This window comes from Hallerella porci (assembly GCF_003148885.1).
GTDB classification, from domain to species: Bacteria; Fibrobacterota; Fibrobacteria; order Fibrobacterales; family Fibrobacteraceae; genus Hallerella; species Hallerella porci.
Genome location: NZ_QGHD01000001.1, coordinates 201,774 through 220,438, shown reverse-complemented (window position 1 = coordinate 220,438; position 18,665 = coordinate 201,774). Strand labels below are relative to the sequence as shown.

Below are 18,665 nucleotides of genomic sequence, written 5' to 3'. Positions count from 1 at the left end.
AAACGAAAATTGAAATTTATTTGAGCATTACCTTGCTACGCCATTTTCCGCTTTTCCAACGGAATCGGAATAAAATGGGAGCAGTGCAATAGACGCAAACGATTGCTGCCCACGCATAACGGGGCGAAAATTGAAATACGTAAGCGGTCACATAAAGCGCAATCGCCGCAGCCCAATTCATGAGTGCGCTCGCAAACATGACCCAAAGCGTATCGCCCGCCCCGCGGAGAGCGCCCGCATAAACCACCAAAAAAACTTCGACCATAATGTAAAGAATCGCAAGCCGAATCATAAAAATCGCATGAGGACGCGCCGCATCAAAAATCGAAAGCGAAGCAGCCGTCGCATCAGCGGCTTCGGGGCGGAAAATGTCCGCAAGAACTCCGGGCAAAAATAAAAACAAAAGTCCGATTAACGCCGAATACATCCATCCAATTTTTAATCCCGAATAAGTCACCCGATTCGCTGCCGCCCCCGCTTTTGCGCCCACATAACGCCCGACCAAACTTGTCGTCGCCACTTCTAAACCGATGAGCGGAACGTAAGCGACCATGTCCCAGTTAAACATAATGGACGCAGCCGTCGCCGAAACCGAGCCGAGTCCGTGAAACATTAAAATCAAAAGTTGGAACGCCGCCATATTGAGGAACATTTCAACGCCAGACGGAAGCCCGCGTTGGAGCAATTCTTTTAACAATTTTCCGTTGAGCGCAAAAGAAAGAGTCGTCCCAAAACGATTGCGGTAACGTTTCCCAAAATAAGTGGCGAAGAGAATTATCGTCGAAACGGCATTCCCGATGAGAGTTCCGTAAGCGGCTCCCGCGACACCGCATTTCGGAATCGGTCCAAATCCAAAAATCAAAAAATAATTGCAGATGACATTGACGAGCATCCCGGCGAACGCCGCTTTCATCACAATTTTCGTTTCACCAATTCCGCTGAAAAAGCAAGGCGCTACATTGCGAACCAGACTAATCACCCCGCCAAACATCAAAATATCAAAGTAAGTCGTCTGCGCCGAAAGTTGCTCGACATCCAAATGCTGCATCGAAAAAATCCAATGCCCGAACGGAATCGTGAGAAGCAAAAACGGCACGCAAAAAAGGGAAAAGTAAATCGCCTGCACAAAAATGCGCGCACATTCGGTATATTTTTTCGCCCCGAGACGCTGCGAAACCATCGCCGTCGTATAACTAATCGCCCCCGTAAAAAGCGAGAAAAGCACAATCGTGACTCCCCCGCCACCGAGAGCCGCATTCATTTCGGCAGGTCCAAGCTTTGAAAGGAAAAGCCTATCGACAAAGGTCATCAGCGTGTCAAAAGACATAGAAAGGAGCATCGGCAGTGCAATAATCAGCACATCCTTCATGTCGCCGTTCTTTTTTAATTTTCCACGCTGAAAAATTCGAGCCGGAAAAATTCTCGAATAAATTCCTTCCAACATGAGTTACCTCGGAAACAAAAATAGAAAAATGAGGATGGGGGAACGGATTTATGCGCGAAGTTTTAAAGCGGACAATTTTGAAAATTTCATTCGAAATTTTGAATTAAGAATTTCACCATTTGAAAATTTGGGGCATTATCTTGACGCTGAAGATTACTGCTAGATTCTACCCCAAAGGACTTAATTCAACTAAGGAACTAAAGTTCCAAGTTTCATATATCGCTCCGCCTACGGCTTCACTCAGAATGACTTAGAGTTTGTCATCCCTTCGCAATGCCCTGCGTGTCATCCTGAACGCAGTGAAGGATCTAGCTGTTCTCATTGCGAAAAAAAAAACGCTAGATAAATCTCATTTCCAGAAATCCGGTGAACAAATTTCCTCCGGGAAATTTCATTTCTAGAAATCCGGTGTACAAATTTCCTCCGGGAAATGTCATTTCCAGAAAGCCGGCGAACATATTTCCCCTGGGAAATCTCATTTCCAGAAATTCGGCGAACATATTTCCACCGGGAAATCTCATCTCCAGAAATTCAGCGGACAAATTTCCTCTGGGATATGTCATTTCCAGAAAGCCGGCGAACATATTTCCACCGGGAAATCTCATCTCCAGAAATTCAGCGGACAAATTTCCTCTGGGATATGTCATTTCCAAAAATCCGGCGGACTTATTTCCCCCGGGAAATGTCATTTCCAAAAATCTAGCGGGCAAATTTCCCCTAGGAAACGTCATTTTTAATTTTTTAACGCTGAAAATTACAGCTAGATTCTACCCCAAAGGGCTTAATTCAACTAAGGAACTAAAGTTCCAAGTTTCATATATCGTTCCGTGCTCCGCACTCCTCTCAGAATGACACGGCGGTTGTCATCCTTTCGCAATGCCCCGCGTGTCATCCTGAACGAAACGCAGTGTAGTGAAGGATCTAGCTGTTCTCATTGCGAAAAAAAACGCTAGATAAATTTCATTTCCAGAAATCCGGTGAACATATTTCCCCTAGGAAATGTCATTTCCAAAAATCCGGCGAACATATTTACCCTGGGAAGTGTCATTTCCAGAAATTCAGCGGACAAATTTCCCCTGGGATATCTCATTTCCAAAAATCCGGCGAACTAATTTCCCCCGGGAAATGTCATTTCCAAAAATCCGGCGAACTAATTTCCCCCGGGAAATGTCATTTCCAAAAATCCGGCGAACTAATTTCCCGCAGGGGGGGGGAAGAACTTAGATTTTAGAACTTAGAAACTCTAAGCTCTAAAATCTAAGTTCTAAGATCTTGCATTGTGCGCCCCTAGTTGGAGTTTTCTAGGCAACGGACGGAAAACGCGTGGTACTTAATGTCGAGGTACTGGCGCGCGGACTCGACGTAGTAGGACAAGTCTATGTAGTAGACAATATCGTCGCTATCGACCTCGGTACTGGACCAAAAGATAGCGTACTCGTCTGCGTCGATGTAGCGTTCATTGAGGAAGCCGATGCCTGCGGGGAGCGCCGAAAAGCCAAAGGCGTCCGTTCCATTACCACTCTTTCCTTCGTATTCTTTCCAACCATTTTTCGCCTTGAGGGCAATGCCTGCTTTATCTTCTCCACCCACAGCATCCATTAAAGTTTTCCATTCGGCTTTGGACGGTAAGTGCCATCCCTCGGGGCAAGCATTTTGTGCCTCATCCCAAGTATAAAGCCGTCCCCATTTTTTGCAGTTATCAGGATTATCTTCATAACAGAAGCCATCCCCTGCGTAATTCAAATTTTCTGCCATCCAAATTTGGGTACCGATTTTCACCGTCTTGTAAACTTTGCTGTCGCGTTTGTCTGTCATCGTGTTTGGATTCCCGCAGGCAGAAAGCCCGAATACTAAAGCGGCTCCCAACGCCACCGCTGCGCATTTTGTTTCCAAGTGAAATTTCATATTACACTCCTAGGTTATTCTTCGCGACGAAATGCAAGAAAAAAACAGAAATGGCTAGGGATTTTGACTTTCCCAACTCCTAATTCTTCATTAAAAAAAAGAAGCCCACACGCATGCGGGCTCCTTTTTTTCGCTGGAATGCTTTTTAAGTGTTGCTGAAAATTTGGAATCCACCGTAGGATTCTTGACCGTGTTCCGAAAGATCAAGACCGCGGAGTTCTTCCTTTTCGCTCACACGCAGACCGATTGTCTTCTTAATCGCAAGGAAGATAATGCTTGCGCAGAGGAAGCAAGGAATCGCATAAGCGACAACGCCCAAGAGCTGAGTGAGAACGCTGAAGCGACCCGTGTAATCGAAGACGCCGACTGCAATCGTTCCCCAGACGCCGTTCACCAAGTGAACCGAAAGCGCACCCACAGGGTCGTCCAAACGCATTCTGTCAAAGAAGAAGACGGCGAGCACGACGAGGACACCTGCCACGGCACCGATAATCCAAGAACTCATCGGAGTAACTGTATCTGCGCCCGCGGTAATCGCCACAAGACCTGCCAAGCAACCGTTCAAAGCCATCGTCGCATCCGGCTTCTTCGAAAGAATCCAAGAAGTCGCTGTCGCTGTGATAATGCCTGCAACTGCGGCGAGATTTGTCGTTACCAAGATGAGAGAAGTGTCAAACGGATTTCCGGAAAGAGCAGAACCGCCGTTGAATCCCCACCAACCAAACCACAAGATGAATGTGCCGATGGTTGCGAGCGGAATATTGTGCGCAGGAATTGCGTGAGACTTGCCCTTCGAATACTTGCCGAGACGCGGTCCCAAGATGATAACGCCCGCAAGAGCTGCCCAACCGCCGACAGAGTGAACGAGTTCCGAACCGGCGAGGTCGTGGAAGCCGAGCTTCGAAAGCCAGCCACCGCCCCAAACCCAGCTACCGACAATCGGATAGACGAAAGCGACATAGAGCAAAGTGAAAACGAGGAAAGAGCTGAGCTTAATGCGTTCTGCAACAGCGCCCGAAACAATCGTCGCAGCCGTTGCCGCAAACATCGCTTGGAAAAGCCAATCCGAGAAGAGAGTAAAGTGGCCGTTATAACCGCTTGTAAAACTCTTCGGATTTAACCAATCGCCGATGCCAAAGCCCGCAAATCCGAGGATGCCGTTAAATTCACCCGGATACATAAGACCAAAACCGACGAGAGCGTAAACCGAAATGCCAATCGCCGGCACAGCGATATTCTTAAAGCAAATGTTCGCGCTGCTTTTCGCACGGCAAAGTCCCGATTCTACGCAAGCAAATCCGAGTCCCATGATGAACACGAGCATTGCGCTAATCATAATCCAAATGTTTTCGCTGATAAAGAGCGAATAATCCGGAGCGCCCGTAATAATCGAGCAATCGCCCATCAAAGGTCCGCCGTTTCCGCAGGCTCCGGTTACCGCTTCGGTAATTGTGGTTAAAGAATCCATGATTTATCTCCTTATCCGATAGCAGCTTCGCCGGTTTCACCCGTACGAATGCGAATGCATTGTTCCAAGTTTTCGACGAAGATTTTTCCGTCGCCAATATTTCCCGTGCGGGCGCCTTTAATAATCGCATCGATGCAAGGTTGCACAAATTCATCATTTAATGCGATTTGAATGCGAATCTTTTTGAGCAGTTGAACTTCTGTTTCGGTTCCGCGGTAGGTCGCGGTGTAACCTTTTTGCTGTCCACAACCCAAAACATTGGTGACGCTCATCTTGTAAATTTCAGCTTCGTAAAGAGCTTCTTTGACAGCGCCGAGTCTTTCGGGTTGAATGTAAGCGGTGACGACTTTCATTGTGTATTCTCCAGTGTTTGTAAAAGATCAAAGGAGCTGACCTTTTCGCTTCGGAGATATGCAAAAGCCGTGCCAAAAAAGAAAATTGGCGAAAATTAGCGAAAAAACGGCAATTTTAAAAGCGGAAAATTAAAATCCGACATTTTTGTTTGCGTAATTTCACAAAATTGTCAATTTGAAAATTCAAAAAAAATGCAGGAAATTCCTGCGCTGCTTATTTTTCGTTTTCTAAATACGATTGTAAAATGTGCTGTGCCGCAAGGCGATCGATTAAGCCTTTATCTTGTTTCTTTTTTTTCTTTTTTAAATAACTCGTTTCTTGAAGGGCCGCAACCGATGTATATGCTTCGTCTTCGGTTTTAATCGGAATGTTCGGGAAGCGTTCTGCGAGCTGTTTTACGAATTGTTCGACGACGAGATTTTTCCCATCTTGACGGCCATCGGGGCGATACGGCATTCCTACGACAAAAATGTCAATTTTATTTTCGCGGACAAGTTCTTCAAGCCGCGTCATCAAATCCGTCTTTTTTTGGTCTATCGTTTCACGGGCAAAAGCCCAACGCAATTCCGAATCGGCGAAAGCGATGCCGACGCGATGTTCACCGTAATCAATTCCCAGATAATTCACTCTCTAAAAGTAGAAAATTTTTTCTAAATTTTGCGCCAAATTGACGAGTACCTGAAGTACCCAAAATAGGACATCCAAAATGGATCAAAATAAAATCAGAAACATTGCGATTATCGCACACGTTGACCACGGTAAAACCACACTCGTGGACCAGATTCTTAAGCAATGCGGCACGTTCCACGAAGGCGAAGAAGTGAACGAACGCGTGATGGACTCCGGCGCTATCGAACGGGAACGCGGCATTACCATTCTTTCCAAAAACGCAAGCGTAAACTATAAAGGGTACCACATCAACATCGTCGATACACCGGGGCACGCCGACTTTGGCGGTCAGGTGGAACGCGTTCTCGGAACCGTTGACGGTGTGCTCTTAATCGTCGATGCTTTTGAAGGTCCGATGGCGCAGACTCGTTTTGTGACGCAAAAAGCTCTCGCTCTCGGATTAACTCCGATCGTCGTCATCAATAAGATTGACCGCGACGGTTGCAATCCGCACAACGCTTTGGACAAAGTCTTTGATCTTTTCTGCGAACTCAATGCGACCGAAGAACAGTTGGATTTCTCTTGCGTTTACGCAAGCGGTCGTAAAGGCATTTGCCGCAAAGAAGTCGATGATCCGGATGGCGATCTCCGCATTTTGATGGATCTCGTCATCGATAAAATTCCGGCTCCGAAGGGCGATCCGAAAGCTGCTCCGCTTCTTCAAATCAGCACTCTCGAATATTCGAGCTTCCTCGGACGTATGGCGGTTGGCCGCGTTCAACAAGGAACTTTTAAGACGGGCATGACCGTTGCGCAAAGCTTCCTCACGGACGACGATACCGCAACACCGAAAGTCAAGAACATTCGTATTCAGAAAATTTTGCATTACGACGGAATTCAATCCGTTCCTATCGACGAAGCAGGTCCGGGCGAAATTATTCAAATCGCAGGCCTTGAAATGTTCGATATCGGCGATACTCTTTCTGCTGTCGATAATCCGGTGCACTTGCCGCGCATTCACATCGACCCGCCGACCATCTCGATGCTCTTTACCGTGAACACTTCCCCGCTCGCGGGCAAAGGCGGAGGAAAGTTCCTCACCGGCAATAACCTCGCCGAACGTTTGGAACGCGCACACATGGCCGACCCGGCTCTTCTCGTCGAAAAGGCAGAAGGCGCTTCGACATTTAAAGTTTCCGGTCGCGGTATTTTGCATTTGACGATTCTCATCGAAAGCATGCGCCGCGAACTTTATGAATTCACGATCGGTTCTCCGCAAGTGATTTTCCAAAAAGATGAAAACGGAAAAATTTTGGAACCGATGGAACAATTCAAGGTTGAAGTTCCTTCGGAATATAGCGGTCCGGTGATCGAAGAACTCGGACACCGCAAAGGCGAAATGGTCGATATGGTGACCGACGATAATAACCGCGTTTCTTTGGAATATAAGATTCCGAGCCGCGGCCTTCTCGGCATCCGTTCGAAGCTCCTTTCTCTCACGAAGGGTTATGCTGTTTCGCAGTCTCTCTTCTTAGACTTCGAACCGTATAAGGGCGATATTCCGGCGCGCGTCAACGGCGTGTTGATTGCAAAGGAACCGGGACAAGCTGCGAGCTATGCACTTTCGAAATTGGAAGATCGCGGTTCTCTCTTCATCCCGCCTGCAACCGAAGTTTATCCGGGCATGATTATCGGTGAACACAACCGCACAACCGATATCATTGTGAACGCGACCAAGGGCAAGCACTTGACCAATATGCGTTCGAAAGCTTCGGACGATAACATTCAGCTTACGCCGTATCGTCGCATGACTTTGGAAGAATGCGTCACATTCATCAACGATGACGAATGCGTCGAAGTCACTCCGCAGTGCTTACGTCTTCGCAAGATTACTTTGGATCCGCATCTGCGCAAGCAAGAATCCAAGGCTGCCGTCGAAGACGACGACGACGATTAAGAAGAACATTAAAACAGAAAACTTCCCGCCTTTGGCGGGAAGTTTTTTTGTGCTCTGAAATTTTTTTAATTCTCGTAAACTTCCATGTAAGCGACATCGCTCCGCGTTCCTTGACGAACCATTTTAAAGCGATTCGCTTGCGGATAATAATACCAAATCATCCATTCATTTGCCATATCGGTGCGCTTGGTTTTGAGCATCGTCGGTTTTTCGCCGTTGAAGAAATCGCGCTTATGCGGAATCATCCGTTCCATCGGACGGTATTTGTGCACTTGATCGCCGCAGTGGCGTTCGATCATCCCTTGCGAATTTTTGCTCCAAATAATTTCCACATCGCAATCATCTTCGTCGCGGATTTTTTCGCAAGAACTCGGTCCTTCGGGACACCAAACGAACTTTTTAAATTTCTCGGAAACTTCGGAATCGCGGAAAACTTCGGCGCGGTGACGATATTCTTTGTAAACATCGTAAGTGCCCGCTAATTTGAAATGCGGCGAATCATATTCTTCGCAGCCATTTTCTGCGACGCGGACTTTGCGTTCAAACAAATCAATCGCAATTTTACAGCCGTCTTCTTGATAATCAAATCGCGTGTGCCCAAATTCTTCGCGGGCTTGCACATTTCCCATCGCCATTTCGGCGCGCGATGCGCCATCGCCATTTTGAATTTGAATATTGAAACGCCCCGGAGAATTCGGCGATTTCGAAAGAATCACAGAACCCGTCGACGACGAATAAATTCCGCTTAAATCGGAAGAACGTTCTTTGAAACGCGCGAGGTCTGCGCGGCGCACATAACCTTGTTTTGCAAATCGCGTTTTCACCGGAATATATTCGGGCGGTTCGGTGCGCGGCACATTTTCGTATTTCACCACTTTCTTTTTTTTCTTGGATTTTTTCTGCTTAATATACTTCACCACTTTTTTGCGCATCGGCGGAATCGGTAATTCTTCGACTTTATCCGTCGCCGTTAAATAGCCGAGAATGCGAGATTCCGGATTTTCTTTTTGGTAAACAGGAAGAGTTTCTGCAGCAAAAATAAAGGTGCACAAACAAGTCAAAAGCAAAATAATTTTCTTCATATCCATACCCCTTAGATTTAAACTTTTTTGCGCACAAATGAATGTAAAATAGTGTTTATTTTTAGCGCGAACCGATTAACTGTTTCACTTGAATTTCGGCTTTGCATGCTGCAAAGCGCGCCGCGAGAAGCGCTTCGCGGACCGAGCGCCATTGACTTTGCGTTTCGCGAAATTCGAAGGCAGAAATTCTTCCGACTTTAAAACGTTCTTCGCCCAAAGCGAGCATTTCGGAAGCGAGTTTATCATTGCCTTCGGCAACTTCTAACGCTTCTAATGCGCGGAGATGAGTTTCGACTGCGTTTGCCACATTCGTTTCGATATTCAAACGCACATTTTCCACTTTGAGTTCCGCAGAACGTTCTTCAATTTTTGCCGATTCCATCGTCGCATTATCTGCAAAACCGTTGAAGAGATTCCACGAAAGCGCAGCACCTACGCGGAAATATTGACTGTTCGCTTCGGCGGGATTTCCTTTATCTGCTTCGCTCGCTGTCGCATTCCACGATCCGTGCAAATTGAGTTTGGGATAAAGAGAAGATGACGCACCGCTGCGATTTGTCTCCGCATATTTTTTAGACGCAATCGCCGAGAGCAATTCGGCATTTTGTGAAACGGCGCGTTCTTTTGCCCGAGCAAGTCCTTCGGGAGTTTTCCAATCGGGATTGCGCTCTACCGAAATGGAATCGGGAAGATCGTCTGCGCTTGCGATTACGCCACCGCCGAGAAGTTCGTCTAAGTTACGAATTGCCGACGCAAGAGTCGACGCCTTCGAAAGATTCGCCGCGCTATCACTTGCAAAATCCATTTGCGCCGAAAGAACATCTAAACGAGTCATCGCTCCCGCTTCGAATTTATCCTGCGCCAATTTTTTTCGGGCGCGCGAAACCGATAAATTGGAATCGGAAAGGACGAGAGAAGAGTGCGCGTTCACCGCGGTAAAATAAGCGATTAAAACATTCGCAATTAAATTTTCGCGTTCCCGCTGCAATTCCGCTTTCGCCACTTCGACTTGCGCTTTTCCCAAATTGTATTTCGAAATATCCGCGAAGCCATCGAAGACCGTATAATTGACCGCAATTTGAAACGCGTCGCTATGACTTAAATCGTTATCGATATCCGTTTTCACGCCGGCTTGATTTTTCGAATAAGTGTCGCCGTAATTGTAATAGCGCGAAAGAGAAAGATCGACGGTCGGAAGCAAACCTTTGCGAGAATTTTTAAGTCCGGCGTTTGCGCTTTTCACATTTTCTTCGTAGATGAGCGCTGTCCGATTTTTTTCAAGCGCAGTCCGCACCGCTTCTTCGGGCGAAAGTTCTGCAGCGGCATTCGGTGACACAAAATGCATCATCACAAAAATGAGCGGAAGAATTTTCATCGCGGGCAAAAGCATTCCCGATTTGAATTCTTTCTTTTCTAATTCTTTTTTCGGTTTTCCCGCAAAGAACGAATACGCAGCGGGCACGACGAAAAGGGTGAGAAATGTGGCGAAAGAAAGTCCGCAGACAATGGTAATTCCCATCGCGATGCGACTCGGTGTTCCCGTTAAAATCAAAGGTACTGCGCCGAGAACGGTCGAAAGACTCGTCATGAGAATTGGACGGAAGCGAAGACGCGCTGATTTTTTTGCCGCCGCTAAGCGCGAGCAGCCGGTGCGTTCCATAATTTGGTTTGCAAATTCGACGATTAAAATGCCATTTTTCGTCACAAGTCCAAGAAGTAAAATCAAAGCGATTTCACTAAAAATATTCAACGTTTGCCCAAAGAAATAGAGAGAAATAATTGCGCCGGCTAATGCGAGCGGCACCGTGAAAAAGGTGACAAACGGAGAACGATAACTTTCAAATTGTCCCGCGAGAACGAGGAAAATGCAAGCGAGTGCGAGCAAGAAAACCATATACAATCCCGAAGAACTGTCTTCGTATTCTTTGGAAGTTCCCGAAAGTTCTGTTTGAATATTTAACGAATCCGGGATGACTTTGCGTGCGATGCGACGCATTTCGTTAACGCCATCGCCGACCGTTTTTCCCGGCATAAGTCCCGCAGAAATTGTTGCAGCGCTAAAGCGATTGTAACGCGGAAGTGACGGCGACGCGGACTGTTCGGAATAGGTGATGAAATTGGAAACCGAAAGCATTTCGCCCGAAGCATTGCGCACGCTGAGTTCATCTAAATTCGAAGGCGATGCGCGATATTCATAAGGCACGGCTCCGATGACATCATACTGACGACCGTCTTTATAAAATTCTCCATAAGTTTGATCGCCGAGAGTTAACGCAACAGTGCTTGCAATATCGTCGATGGAAACGCCTTGATCGTGCGCTTTATCGCGGTTAATTTGAACGTGAAGTTCTGGCTTCGTAAATTTTAAGTCCGCGTTAACCACGCTGAAGACATCGCTCTTTTCGGCTTCGGCGGTAAACTTCGGAAGCAATTCGCGGAGAGTTTCAATTTCGCCCGCTTGCAAAACGAATTGCACAGGAAGCCCGCCGCGACTTGTGCTAATCGCTTGCGGTTCAAAAACCATAACACGTAAATCCGGATAACTTGCGCCCAAAATTTGCACAGCCCGCGCAATTTCACTTTGCGAACGCCGTTTCGTTTTATCGCTAATGAGAGTGACGCGAATCATTGAACTTCCGCCCGATCGTGCGCCCGCTTGAATTTCTTCGTATTCCGAAGAATCCATTAACGCGGTCATTTCTTCGACGAACGCTTCCGTCATTTTTTTCGTTTGCCCAAGTCCTGTTCCTTCGGGCGCAGAAATGTTCACCATAAACATATTGCTGTCTTCTTGCGGAGCCATTTCACTCGAAAGATTTGTCAAACAAAAATATGCGATAAAAAGCAATGCGGCGATGATGACGAAGATAAGTCCGCGCACCCGCAAAAATCCGTTGAGAAGAGTGTTGTAAACGGAATTCAACCATTCAAAAATCGGTTCTGTTTTTTCGTATAAAATTCCTTTTTTCTGTGCCCGTAAAATTTTAGAGCAAAGCATCGGCGTAAGCGTTAAAGCGCAGAAAGTCGAAATCACAACCGTTCCAATCATCACTGCGACAAATTCGCGGAAGAGAAGTCCAGTCGTTCCGCCGAGCGCAAGCATCGGAACAAAAACCGCCATTAACACTACCGAAGTCGCGATGACCGCAAAGAAAATTTCGTGAATGCCCGCGACCGCAGCCTCTTTCGGCGACATTTTCTTCTCAATTTTTTGGTAAATATTTTCCACGATAACAATCGCATCATCGACGACTAAACCGATTGCTAAAACCATCGCCAGGAGAGTGAGAACGTTGATGGAAAATCCGAAAATATAAAGCACGAAGAAACTTCCGATAATCGAAACAGGAATTACAATCATCGGAATAAATGTGGTACGAACTTCGCGGAGGAAAATGAAAATCACCGCAATAACGAGCAAGAAAGAAACGAAAATCGTTTCGATGACTTCGCGAATAGAAGAGCGAATGCTCACCGAAGAATCCATGCCGTTGATGATTTTTACATCCGAAGGCAAATCGCGACGAAGCGCATCGACGCGTTTATAAAATTCGTCTGCGATGGCGACGTGATTCGAACCCGGCTGAGCGATGAGCGCAACAGCAATCACATTTTTTCCATTGCGTTTAAAACCGGTGCGCGTATCTTTCGGTTCATAATGAATTGTCGCTACATCGGAAAGGCGAATAATCGTTCCGTCCGCTGCCGTTTTCACCGGAATCGCATGAAAGTCTGCAGGCTTTTCTAAGCGGCCCAAAGTCCGGATGGAAAGATCCATCGTTTGCCCTTCAATTTTTCCGGCGGGCAATTCTTCGTTTTCTTTGGAAAGTGCTTTTGAAATGTCCGAAGGCGAAACGCCAAGCGCTTTCATCCGCAGCGGATCTAGCCAAAGACGCACCACCGGCGTTTTTTCTCCCCACAAATTCACTTCGGAAACGCCCGGAATGGTTTGAAGTCTTTCTTTCACCACATTCGAAGCGAGCTCCGAAAGTTCCATCGCATCGCGGGTATCCGAAAGTAAACTCGCAATTAAAATCGGATCCGAATCCGAATCGGATTTATAAACTACCGGCGCATCCGCTTCATCGGGAAGTTTTCTTTGTACGCGTGAAACGCGGTCGCGGATATCGTTTGCTGCGGCTTCCAAATCGGTGCCCACTTCAAATTCCGCGCGGATGACAGAACGTCCATCCGAACTTGTCGAAGTTAACGATTTAATGCCCGCAGCACTGTTCACCGAAGCTTCGATAATTTCTGTGACTTCGGATTCGACAACCGCTGCGTTTGCGCCCGTATAAGATGTGCGCACAGTGATAATCGGCGAATCGACATTCGGATATTCGCGAACGCCTAAATTCATCGCGCCAAATGCCCCGATTAAAACAATGCCCAACGCGAGCACTGTCATGAGAACGGGACGCCGAATGGAAAGAGTTGCAAAACTCATTCGTGCACCCCGTAATTCATGCTGTTTGCAATATCTTTAATTTCAAGAGAAGAACCTTCGCGGACGCTCATCAAGCCCGAAACGACGACAGTATCGCCTTCGGCAATTCCTTGCATGACATCGACCGTAATCGGAGTTCTAAGTCCCGTTTTCACATAAACTTTTTTCGCTTTTCCCGCTTGCATCAAAAAGACGTATGCGCCGTTGGCGTCAAGGGTGAGCGCTTCAGCGGGAATGGGAATGCCCGAAAATTCTCCGCCTGCAAAATGCAATTCCACGCGGACATATGTTCCCGCGAGATATTTTCCGCCCGCATTTTTAACGACTGCGCGGACTTTGCGCGTGCGACTTGTTGACGATAATGTCGCATCCATAAAACGCACCGTGCCCGCGATTTTCAAATTGCGTTCCGCATCGAGCAATTCCACTTTATCGCCGATTTTTAATTTCTGCGAATAACGCTGCGGCAATTCAAATTCCACTTTGAGTTCTTGCGTGTTCGTAAGAGTTGCGATTTTACTGCCGGCGGTAAGCCATGCGCCTTCGGACAAATCAACCGTTCCTAAAATTCCCGCAAACGGCGAACGAATTTCGGTCTTTTTCAGCTGCGCTTGAATTAAATCCACACTCGCTTCGGCGGTGACGACGGCACTTTCTACGGATTCTAATTCTTCGGCAGTTGCACCATCTTTTTCATAAAGAGTTTTCAAACGCGCCGCTTTCTTTTTGGCGAGTTCTAAATTCGCTTGAGCATTTTTCAAATTCGCTTTGAGTTCGGCGTCTTCAATTTTGGCAAGAAGAGTTCCCGCTGAAACTTTCATTCCATCTTTTGCGTACAACTTTACCAATTTTCCAGACATTTCTGCAGCGACATTTACTTGGTCGCTCGCAATCAGTTGTCCGTCTGCGGAATACAAACCCGAAGTTGAATCCGCCTTCGCAATATAAGCGGAAATACGAAGAGTTTTGGGAACTGCGCCCAGTCCGCGTTTTCCTTTGGCATTTCCCGCGGGAGCCGCCTCCAAGGAACACGAAGAAAGGAAAATACATCCGATAAGAAGAGCGAAAACCGCAGAAAAATTTTTCATTATTCAACCTTTTCAATTCATTATTTAGATGCATTTCCACGCCTTTCGGTTGCACGCCGAACGTCAAAAATGCATTTAATTAGAAACCGCAATTTCGGGGAAAGCGAGCGCCGGCACCATTAAACTCGTATAATCATCGGGATATTCGCTTCCGATGGCGACGAGACTTTCGAGTAAATCGATAAAGTTTGTGCTGAGAGTTGCGCCTTCAACGGGATGCACGATTTGTCCGTTTTCCGCGTAAAGGCCTTGCACGCCGATGCTCATTTCACCGCTTACCGCACTGCAGCCCGAATTGCCTTCGAGCTTTACTACGAGCAAACACCGCGGGAACATTTTTAAAAGTTCTGCAGTAGATTTTTCGCCCGGAAGAATGACGAGATTTGAAAATCCTGCACCGACTTTTCCTTCGTAAGAACGCAAAGCGCAGCCGTTGCTTTTACGTCCTTCGACTGCAGCCGTTTCCAAATTGTACAAGAAATCCGAGAGAACGCCATCTTGAATGACATTCACCACATCGGCGTAAGTGCCTTCGGAATCGTAAGTTTTCACTCCCGGCAAATCTTCGCGAGTCGGATCCGAAAGCAACGTGAGCCCAGCTCCCGCCACTTTTTTGCCGAGTTTTCCTTGCATCCGCGATTGTCCTTTTTGCACTTGTTCTGCGACAAAGGATGACGCATACATACCAAAGACTTGGCCCGCGACGCGTTCCGAAAGAATCACGGGCATTTTTCCGGATTCAATTTTTGATGGTTCCAAAAGTTCGCGCGCATACTCGACAGATTTCGTCGCAATTTTTTCTGCGGAAAGATCTTCGAATTTCATTTCGAGTTGATCGTATCCGCCGATTTTTTTGGAGCCATTCCGTTCGGCGACGACTCCGACGCCTGCGCTAATGCCGTTATCTTTGCGTTCAAAACGAACGCCGTTTGAATTCGCAAAAACAATCAGTCCTTCGGATTTTTGGCAGCCGAGATACGGCACATTTTTTACATCCGATGATTTTTCAAAGCAGCGTTTTTCAATGTCGATGGAAATTTCTGCCATCTGCGAAAGCGTGACATTTTTTAAATCGGGATTGTAATCAATTTTTCTTAACGGATGATTTTCGGGATGCGGCAATTCCAGTTTTAATTCTTTGGTAAATGCCGTATGCGAAAGCGCATCTTTCAAAGTTTGCTTTAACGCTTTTTCGGTTAAGCGCTCCGTGTAAGCATAACCCGGATGATTTCCTTGAAACGCGCGAATGCCAACGCCGACCGATTCCGAGATTTCGGTATTTTGAACTTTTCCTTGAAAAACAGAAACGCCTTCGGACTTTGAATGCGTTCCGATAATGTCAAAAGATGTCGCCGATTTTTTTGCTTCTTGCGAAAGAAATTCTACTGCTTCGGAAATATTCATGCGCGTGCCTTTTCAAAAGCGATTTGCGCTGCCGCAACCGTTTTCGTGAGAATTTCTTCGGAATGTTGTGTGCCAAAAAATGTCGTTTCAAATTGCGACGGCGGGAAAAGAATTCCTTGATCGAGCATCGCGTGGAAAAATTTTGCAAAGCATTTTGTATTCGAAGCCATTGCCGATTCCGTATCGTTCACCGGAAAATCCGAGAAGAAAATCGTGAACATCGCACCGACGCGGTTAATTTGTACAGCACAACCTACCGAAGCCGCTGCCCGTTTTAATCCCGCTTCTAACTTCATTCCTTTTTCTTCGAGAGCTTGCCACGGATTTAATTGATAAAGAGTCCGCAGTTGCGCAAGGCCCGCAGTCACTGCCATCGGATTTCCCGAAAGAGTTCCCGCTTGATAAACTTTTCCGAGTGGGCTCACATTGCGCATAAGCGATTCCTTGCCCGCATAAGCAGCAAGCGGCATTCCTCCGCCGACGATTTTTCCAAATGTAATCATATCAGGCGCAATGCCAAAACGCTTTGCAGCTCCGCCGTCCGAGACGCGGAATCCCGTCATCACTTCATCAAAAATTAAAACGGTTCCATTCTCTGTGCACAATTTGCGCAGCCCTTCCAAAAATCCCGGGCGCGGTGGTACGCAGCCCATATTGCCCGCAATCGGTTCGACGATTACCGCTGCGATTTCCGAAGCGTGCGCAGCAAACAAAGCAGAAACTTGTTCCAAGTGATTGTAATCTGCGATGAGAGTATCTTCGGCAACTCCCGGCGTTACACCCAAAGAACTCGGAGCTCCATGCGTTAACGCGCCCGAGCCCGCTTGAATCAAAAACGAATCGCCGTGACCGTGATAGCATCCGCGGAATTTGATGATTTTATTTCGTCCCGTCGCCCCGCGCGCAACGCGCACAGCGCTCATCGTCGCTTCCGTTCCCGAATTGACCAAACGAATTTTTTCCATTCCCGGAACTTTGGAAAGAATCAATTCCGCTAGTTCGACTTCGATGTCTGTTCCCATTCCAAAGCTCAAACCGCGAGAAAGTTGTTCTTGCAACGCTTCAATGACTTCGGGCGGATTATGTCCTAAAATCATCGGACCCCAAGAGCCGATATAATCCACATATTCTTTTCCACTGTCCGCATAAAGATACGGACCTTTTGCCCGACGAATAAAAATCGGTTCACCGCCCACGCCACCAAATGCGCGCACCGGCGAATCCACGCCGCCTGGCAAAACTTTCAAAGCACGAGTCCACCAAGAAACTTCCATTATTCCAACCTCACTTTTTTCCAGCCTTCTGCCCCAAAACGCAAATCGCGTTCCACGAATTCCCAAACTACTAATTTTTTCCCTTTGAGAACACCCGATTTGCGGGCAAGTTTTTCGCGGACAAGTGTACTTGCGCCACCGTCCGAAACAATCGCTGCAACCGGAGTTTGCAATTCACTAGCAAATTGCGAAATCCATCCCGCAGACATCGGCGCATCGGTTTCATAAATGCGCGAATAACTATCGCCTAAAATCAAAATTTTCGATTTGCGAAAATCATTTTGCCGCGGGCCTTTTGCATTTTTAATTTGATACGCTTCCACCGTTTGCACGGGGAACGCATATTCCAAATCCGCCATCGTCGCCACGTCGCCGGTTCGATCCGCAGAGACGAGAGAATCGGTGAAATTTTCATGCGGAAGTTCATTTGCAATCGGCATTTTGCGAACTTTTTCAGCAATCGCTTTCGCAGCAATTTTTGCACCGCGAGGCGTCCAATGCGTATCCGTATTTAAATACAGAAAATCGCCCGCACGATCTTTTTGCTTTGCCGCTTGTAAAACCGGATACAAATTCACCACGTTCACATTAAGTGTTTGCAATGTATCGACGAATCGTCTTCCAAGAGAAATATTCAAACCCGAAAGTCCATAAAGAATTGGATTTAAAATTTCTGGATAAATCGAAGGCTTTCCGGGAACGACGACGACCAACAGTTCTACGCCGCGCTTCGCCAGTTCATTGCGAAAATCAAGAACCGCTTCGATGGGATTTTCTAAGCTGTCCATTTTCCACGGTGCAGGCTTCACTAAGAAATCGACATCTTGCCGATAGAATAAAAAATTCGAATCGGCGAGCACCGCTTTTTCACCGGGATCGTGCAAAACTTTCCACGAAAATGTCTGATAAATCGGGCGCGTTTTTTTTACAAAAGTATTTTCTTTTTCCAAGCGATTTTCATAAGCCCGCAAATATTTTCCGCTGAATAATCCGTGATGAATCCACGAATCAAAAATTCGACTCCAAGAAATTCCCGCATAATTTTTCTGCAAATCCTGCGCCATTTTAAATAGCGAATCGCGGACGCTTTCTTCGGATTCCCACTCGCCAAGTAATCGTTCAAACACCGAAATTTTCTGCACCGATTCTTCCGTAGAATCAAGCGGGAGAAGTGAATTCACTTCGAGAAGTGTGCGTTTAAAATCTTGGACTTTCGTTTCTAAATCCGAAAGCATTTCTGTAAAAGAATCCGAGCGTTCGCCATTTTCCGTTTCAATTTCTGCAACGAGCGCTTGCAAATCCGATTGAATTTCGGAGGATTGTTTTTGCAATTTCTTTTCCCGCGAAAATGGAGAAAGAAAATCTTTTACCAAATCGAGCGGCGCAAAAGGTTCTCCCGTTCGAATAGAATGAACCAATTCCCACGACACCGGCAAAAGCAGCATCAAAAAAAATATCGCGGTAAAAAAAACGTAGTGGCGTTTCATAGAATTAAAAAAGTACCCCCACTGCGAATCGAACGTAGATCTCACCCTTAGGAGGGGCGTGCTCTATCCATTTGAGCTATGAGGGCAAAAAAATGGTAACGCAAATTTAGAAAAATTTTTCCTTCAAAAAATGCAGCGGATATTTT

The 18,665-nt window shown here is 46.7% G+C and carries 13 protein-coding genes and 1 tRNA gene; 1 reads left to right on the top strand and 13 read right to left on the bottom strand.

Annotation, left to right across the window (positions count from 1 at the left end; translation table 11 throughout):
* Positions 1-16: 16 nt before the first annotated feature.
* The 6 genes from B0H50_RS00920 to ruvX all read right to left on the bottom strand — a co-directional run bounded on the left by B0H50_RS00920 (position 17) and on the right by ruvX (position 5,798).
* Complete coding sequence (locus B0H50_RS00920) at positions 17-1,444, bottom strand: MATE family efflux transporter (RefSeq protein WP_106197398.1); 1,428 nt, start codon at positions 1,442-1,444, stop codon at positions 17-19.
* A 338-nt stretch (positions 1,445-1,782) separates the two neighbouring features.
* Positions 1,783-2,139 carry a hypothetical protein gene (locus B0H50_RS00915; RefSeq protein WP_146193648.1) on the bottom strand — a complete coding sequence of 119 codons (357 nt, stop codon included), beginning with the start codon at positions 2,137-2,139 and terminating at the stop codon, positions 1,783-1,785.
* Between the two features lie 592 nt (positions 2,140-2,731).
* Positions 2,732-3,349: a fibrobacter succinogenes major paralogous domain-containing protein gene (locus B0H50_RS00910; protein ID WP_109587090.1), complete on the bottom strand. Its 618-nt coding sequence runs from the start codon at positions 3,347-3,349 to the stop codon at positions 2,732-2,734.
* Between the two features lie 145 nt (positions 3,350-3,494).
* Complete coding sequence (locus B0H50_RS00905) at positions 3,495-4,754, bottom strand: ammonium transporter (protein ID WP_106197501.1); 1,260 nt, start codon at positions 4,752-4,754, stop codon at positions 3,495-3,497.
* 74 nt (positions 4,755-4,828) lie between these two features.
* Positions 4,829-5,170, bottom strand: a complete 342-nt coding sequence (locus B0H50_RS00900; protein ID WP_106197402.1) for a P-II family nitrogen regulator — start codon at positions 5,168-5,170, stop codon at positions 4,829-4,831.
* A 214-nt stretch (positions 5,171-5,384) separates the two neighbouring features.
* Positions 5,385-5,798 (bottom strand): Holliday junction resolvase RuvX, encoded by a 414-nt coding sequence (ruvX, locus tag B0H50_RS00895; RefSeq protein ID WP_106197403.1) that lies wholly within the window; start codon positions 5,796-5,798, stop codon positions 5,385-5,387.
* A 79-nt stretch (positions 5,799-5,877) separates the two neighbouring features.
* On the opposite strand from ruvX, the gene typA reads away from it, so the two are divergent.
* Positions 5,878-7,737 carry a translational GTPase TypA gene (gene typA / locus B0H50_RS00890; RefSeq protein WP_106197404.1) on the top strand — a complete coding sequence of 620 codons (1,860 nt, stop codon included), beginning with the start codon at positions 5,878-5,880 and terminating at the stop codon, positions 7,735-7,737.
* Between the two features lie 65 nt (positions 7,738-7,802).
* On the opposite strand, the gene B0H50_RS00885 is transcribed toward typA, so the two are convergent.
* From B0H50_RS00885 to B0H50_RS00855, 7 genes are all read right to left on the bottom strand, one after another.
* Positions 7,803-8,819: a hypothetical protein gene (locus tag B0H50_RS00885; protein ID WP_146193647.1), complete on the bottom strand. Its 1,017-nt coding sequence runs from the start codon at positions 8,817-8,819 to the stop codon at positions 7,803-7,805.
* A gap of 61 nt (positions 8,820-8,880) precedes the next feature.
* The gene (locus B0H50_RS00880; RefSeq protein ID WP_106197406.1) at positions 8,881-13,266 is read right to left on the bottom strand and encodes an efflux RND transporter permease subunit; all 4,386 of its coding nucleotides are present in this window, start codon (positions 13,264-13,266) and stop codon (positions 8,881-8,883) included.
* The gene (locus B0H50_RS00875) at positions 13,263-14,354 is read right to left on the bottom strand and encodes an efflux RND transporter periplasmic adaptor subunit (RefSeq protein ID WP_109587088.1); all 1,092 of its coding nucleotides are present in this window, start codon (positions 14,352-14,354) and stop codon (positions 13,263-13,265) included. The genes B0H50_RS00880 and B0H50_RS00875 overlap by 4 nt, the downstream gene beginning before the upstream one ends.
* A 75-nt stretch (positions 14,355-14,429) precedes the next feature.
* Positions 14,430-15,758 (bottom strand): TldD/PmbA family protein, encoded by a 1,329-nt coding sequence (locus tag B0H50_RS00870; RefSeq protein WP_106197408.1) that lies wholly within the window; start codon positions 15,756-15,758, stop codon positions 14,430-14,432.
* Positions 15,755-17,032 carry a glutamate-1-semialdehyde 2,1-aminomutase gene (gene hemL / locus B0H50_RS00865; RefSeq protein WP_109587087.1) on the bottom strand — a complete coding sequence of 426 codons (1,278 nt, stop codon included), beginning with the start codon at positions 17,030-17,032 and terminating at the stop codon, positions 15,755-15,757. The genes B0H50_RS00870 and hemL overlap by 4 nt, the downstream gene beginning before the upstream one ends.
* Entirely contained in the window at positions 17,032-18,519 is a 1,488-nt protein-coding gene (locus B0H50_RS00860) for an alginate O-acetyltransferase AlgX-related protein (protein WP_106197410.1), read from the bottom strand. The genes hemL and B0H50_RS00860 overlap by 1 nt, the downstream gene beginning before the upstream one ends.
* 13 nt (positions 18,520-18,532) lie before the next feature.
* Positions 18,533-18,605: transfer RNA gene (locus B0H50_RS00855), tRNA-Arg, on the bottom strand.
* Positions 18,606-18,665: the final 60 nt, after the last annotated feature.

What these genes read in the sequence shown, in the direction of transcription:
- B0H50_RS00920 (WP_106197398.1), bottom strand. Translation starts at nt 1,444, where the DNA reads ATGTTGGAAGGAATTTATTCGAGAATTTTTCCGGCTCGAATTTTTCAG.
- B0H50_RS00910 (WP_109587090.1), bottom strand. Translation starts at nt 3,349, where the DNA reads ATGAAATTTCACTTGGAAACAAAATGCGCAGCGGTGGCGTTGGGAGCC.
- B0H50_RS00905 (WP_106197501.1), bottom strand. Translation starts at nt 4,754, where the DNA reads ATGGGCGATTGCTCGATTATTACGGGCGCTCCGGATTATTCGCTCTTT.
- B0H50_RS00900 (WP_106197402.1), bottom strand. Translation starts at nt 5,170, where the DNA reads ATGAAAGTCGTCACCGCTTACATTCAACCCGAAAGACTCGGCGCTGTC.
- typA (WP_106197404.1), top strand. Translation starts at nt 5,878, where the DNA reads ATGGATCAAAATAAAATCAGAAACATTGCGATTATCGCACACGTTGAC.
- B0H50_RS00885 (WP_146193647.1), bottom strand. Translation starts at nt 8,819, where the DNA reads ATGAAGAAAATTATTTTGCTTTTGACTTGTTTGTGCACCTTTATTTTT.
- B0H50_RS00880 (WP_106197406.1), bottom strand. Translation starts at nt 13,266, where the DNA reads ATGAGTTTTGCAACTCTTTCCATTCGGCGTCCCGTTCTCATGACAGTG.
- B0H50_RS00875 (WP_109587088.1), bottom strand. Translation starts at nt 14,354, where the DNA reads ATGAAAAATTTTTCTGCGGTTTTCGCTCTTCTTATCGGATGTATTTTC.
- B0H50_RS00870 (WP_106197408.1), bottom strand. Translation starts at nt 15,758, where the DNA reads ATGAATATTTCCGAAGCAGTAGAATTTCTTTCGCAAGAAGCAAAAAAA.
- hemL (WP_109587087.1), bottom strand. Translation starts at nt 17,032, where the DNA reads ATGGAAGTTTCTTGGTGGACTCGTGCTTTGAAAGTTTTGCCAGGCGGC.
- B0H50_RS00860 (WP_106197410.1), bottom strand. Translation starts at nt 18,519, where the DNA reads ATGAAACGCCACTACGTTTTTTTTACCGCGATATTTTTTTTGATGCTG.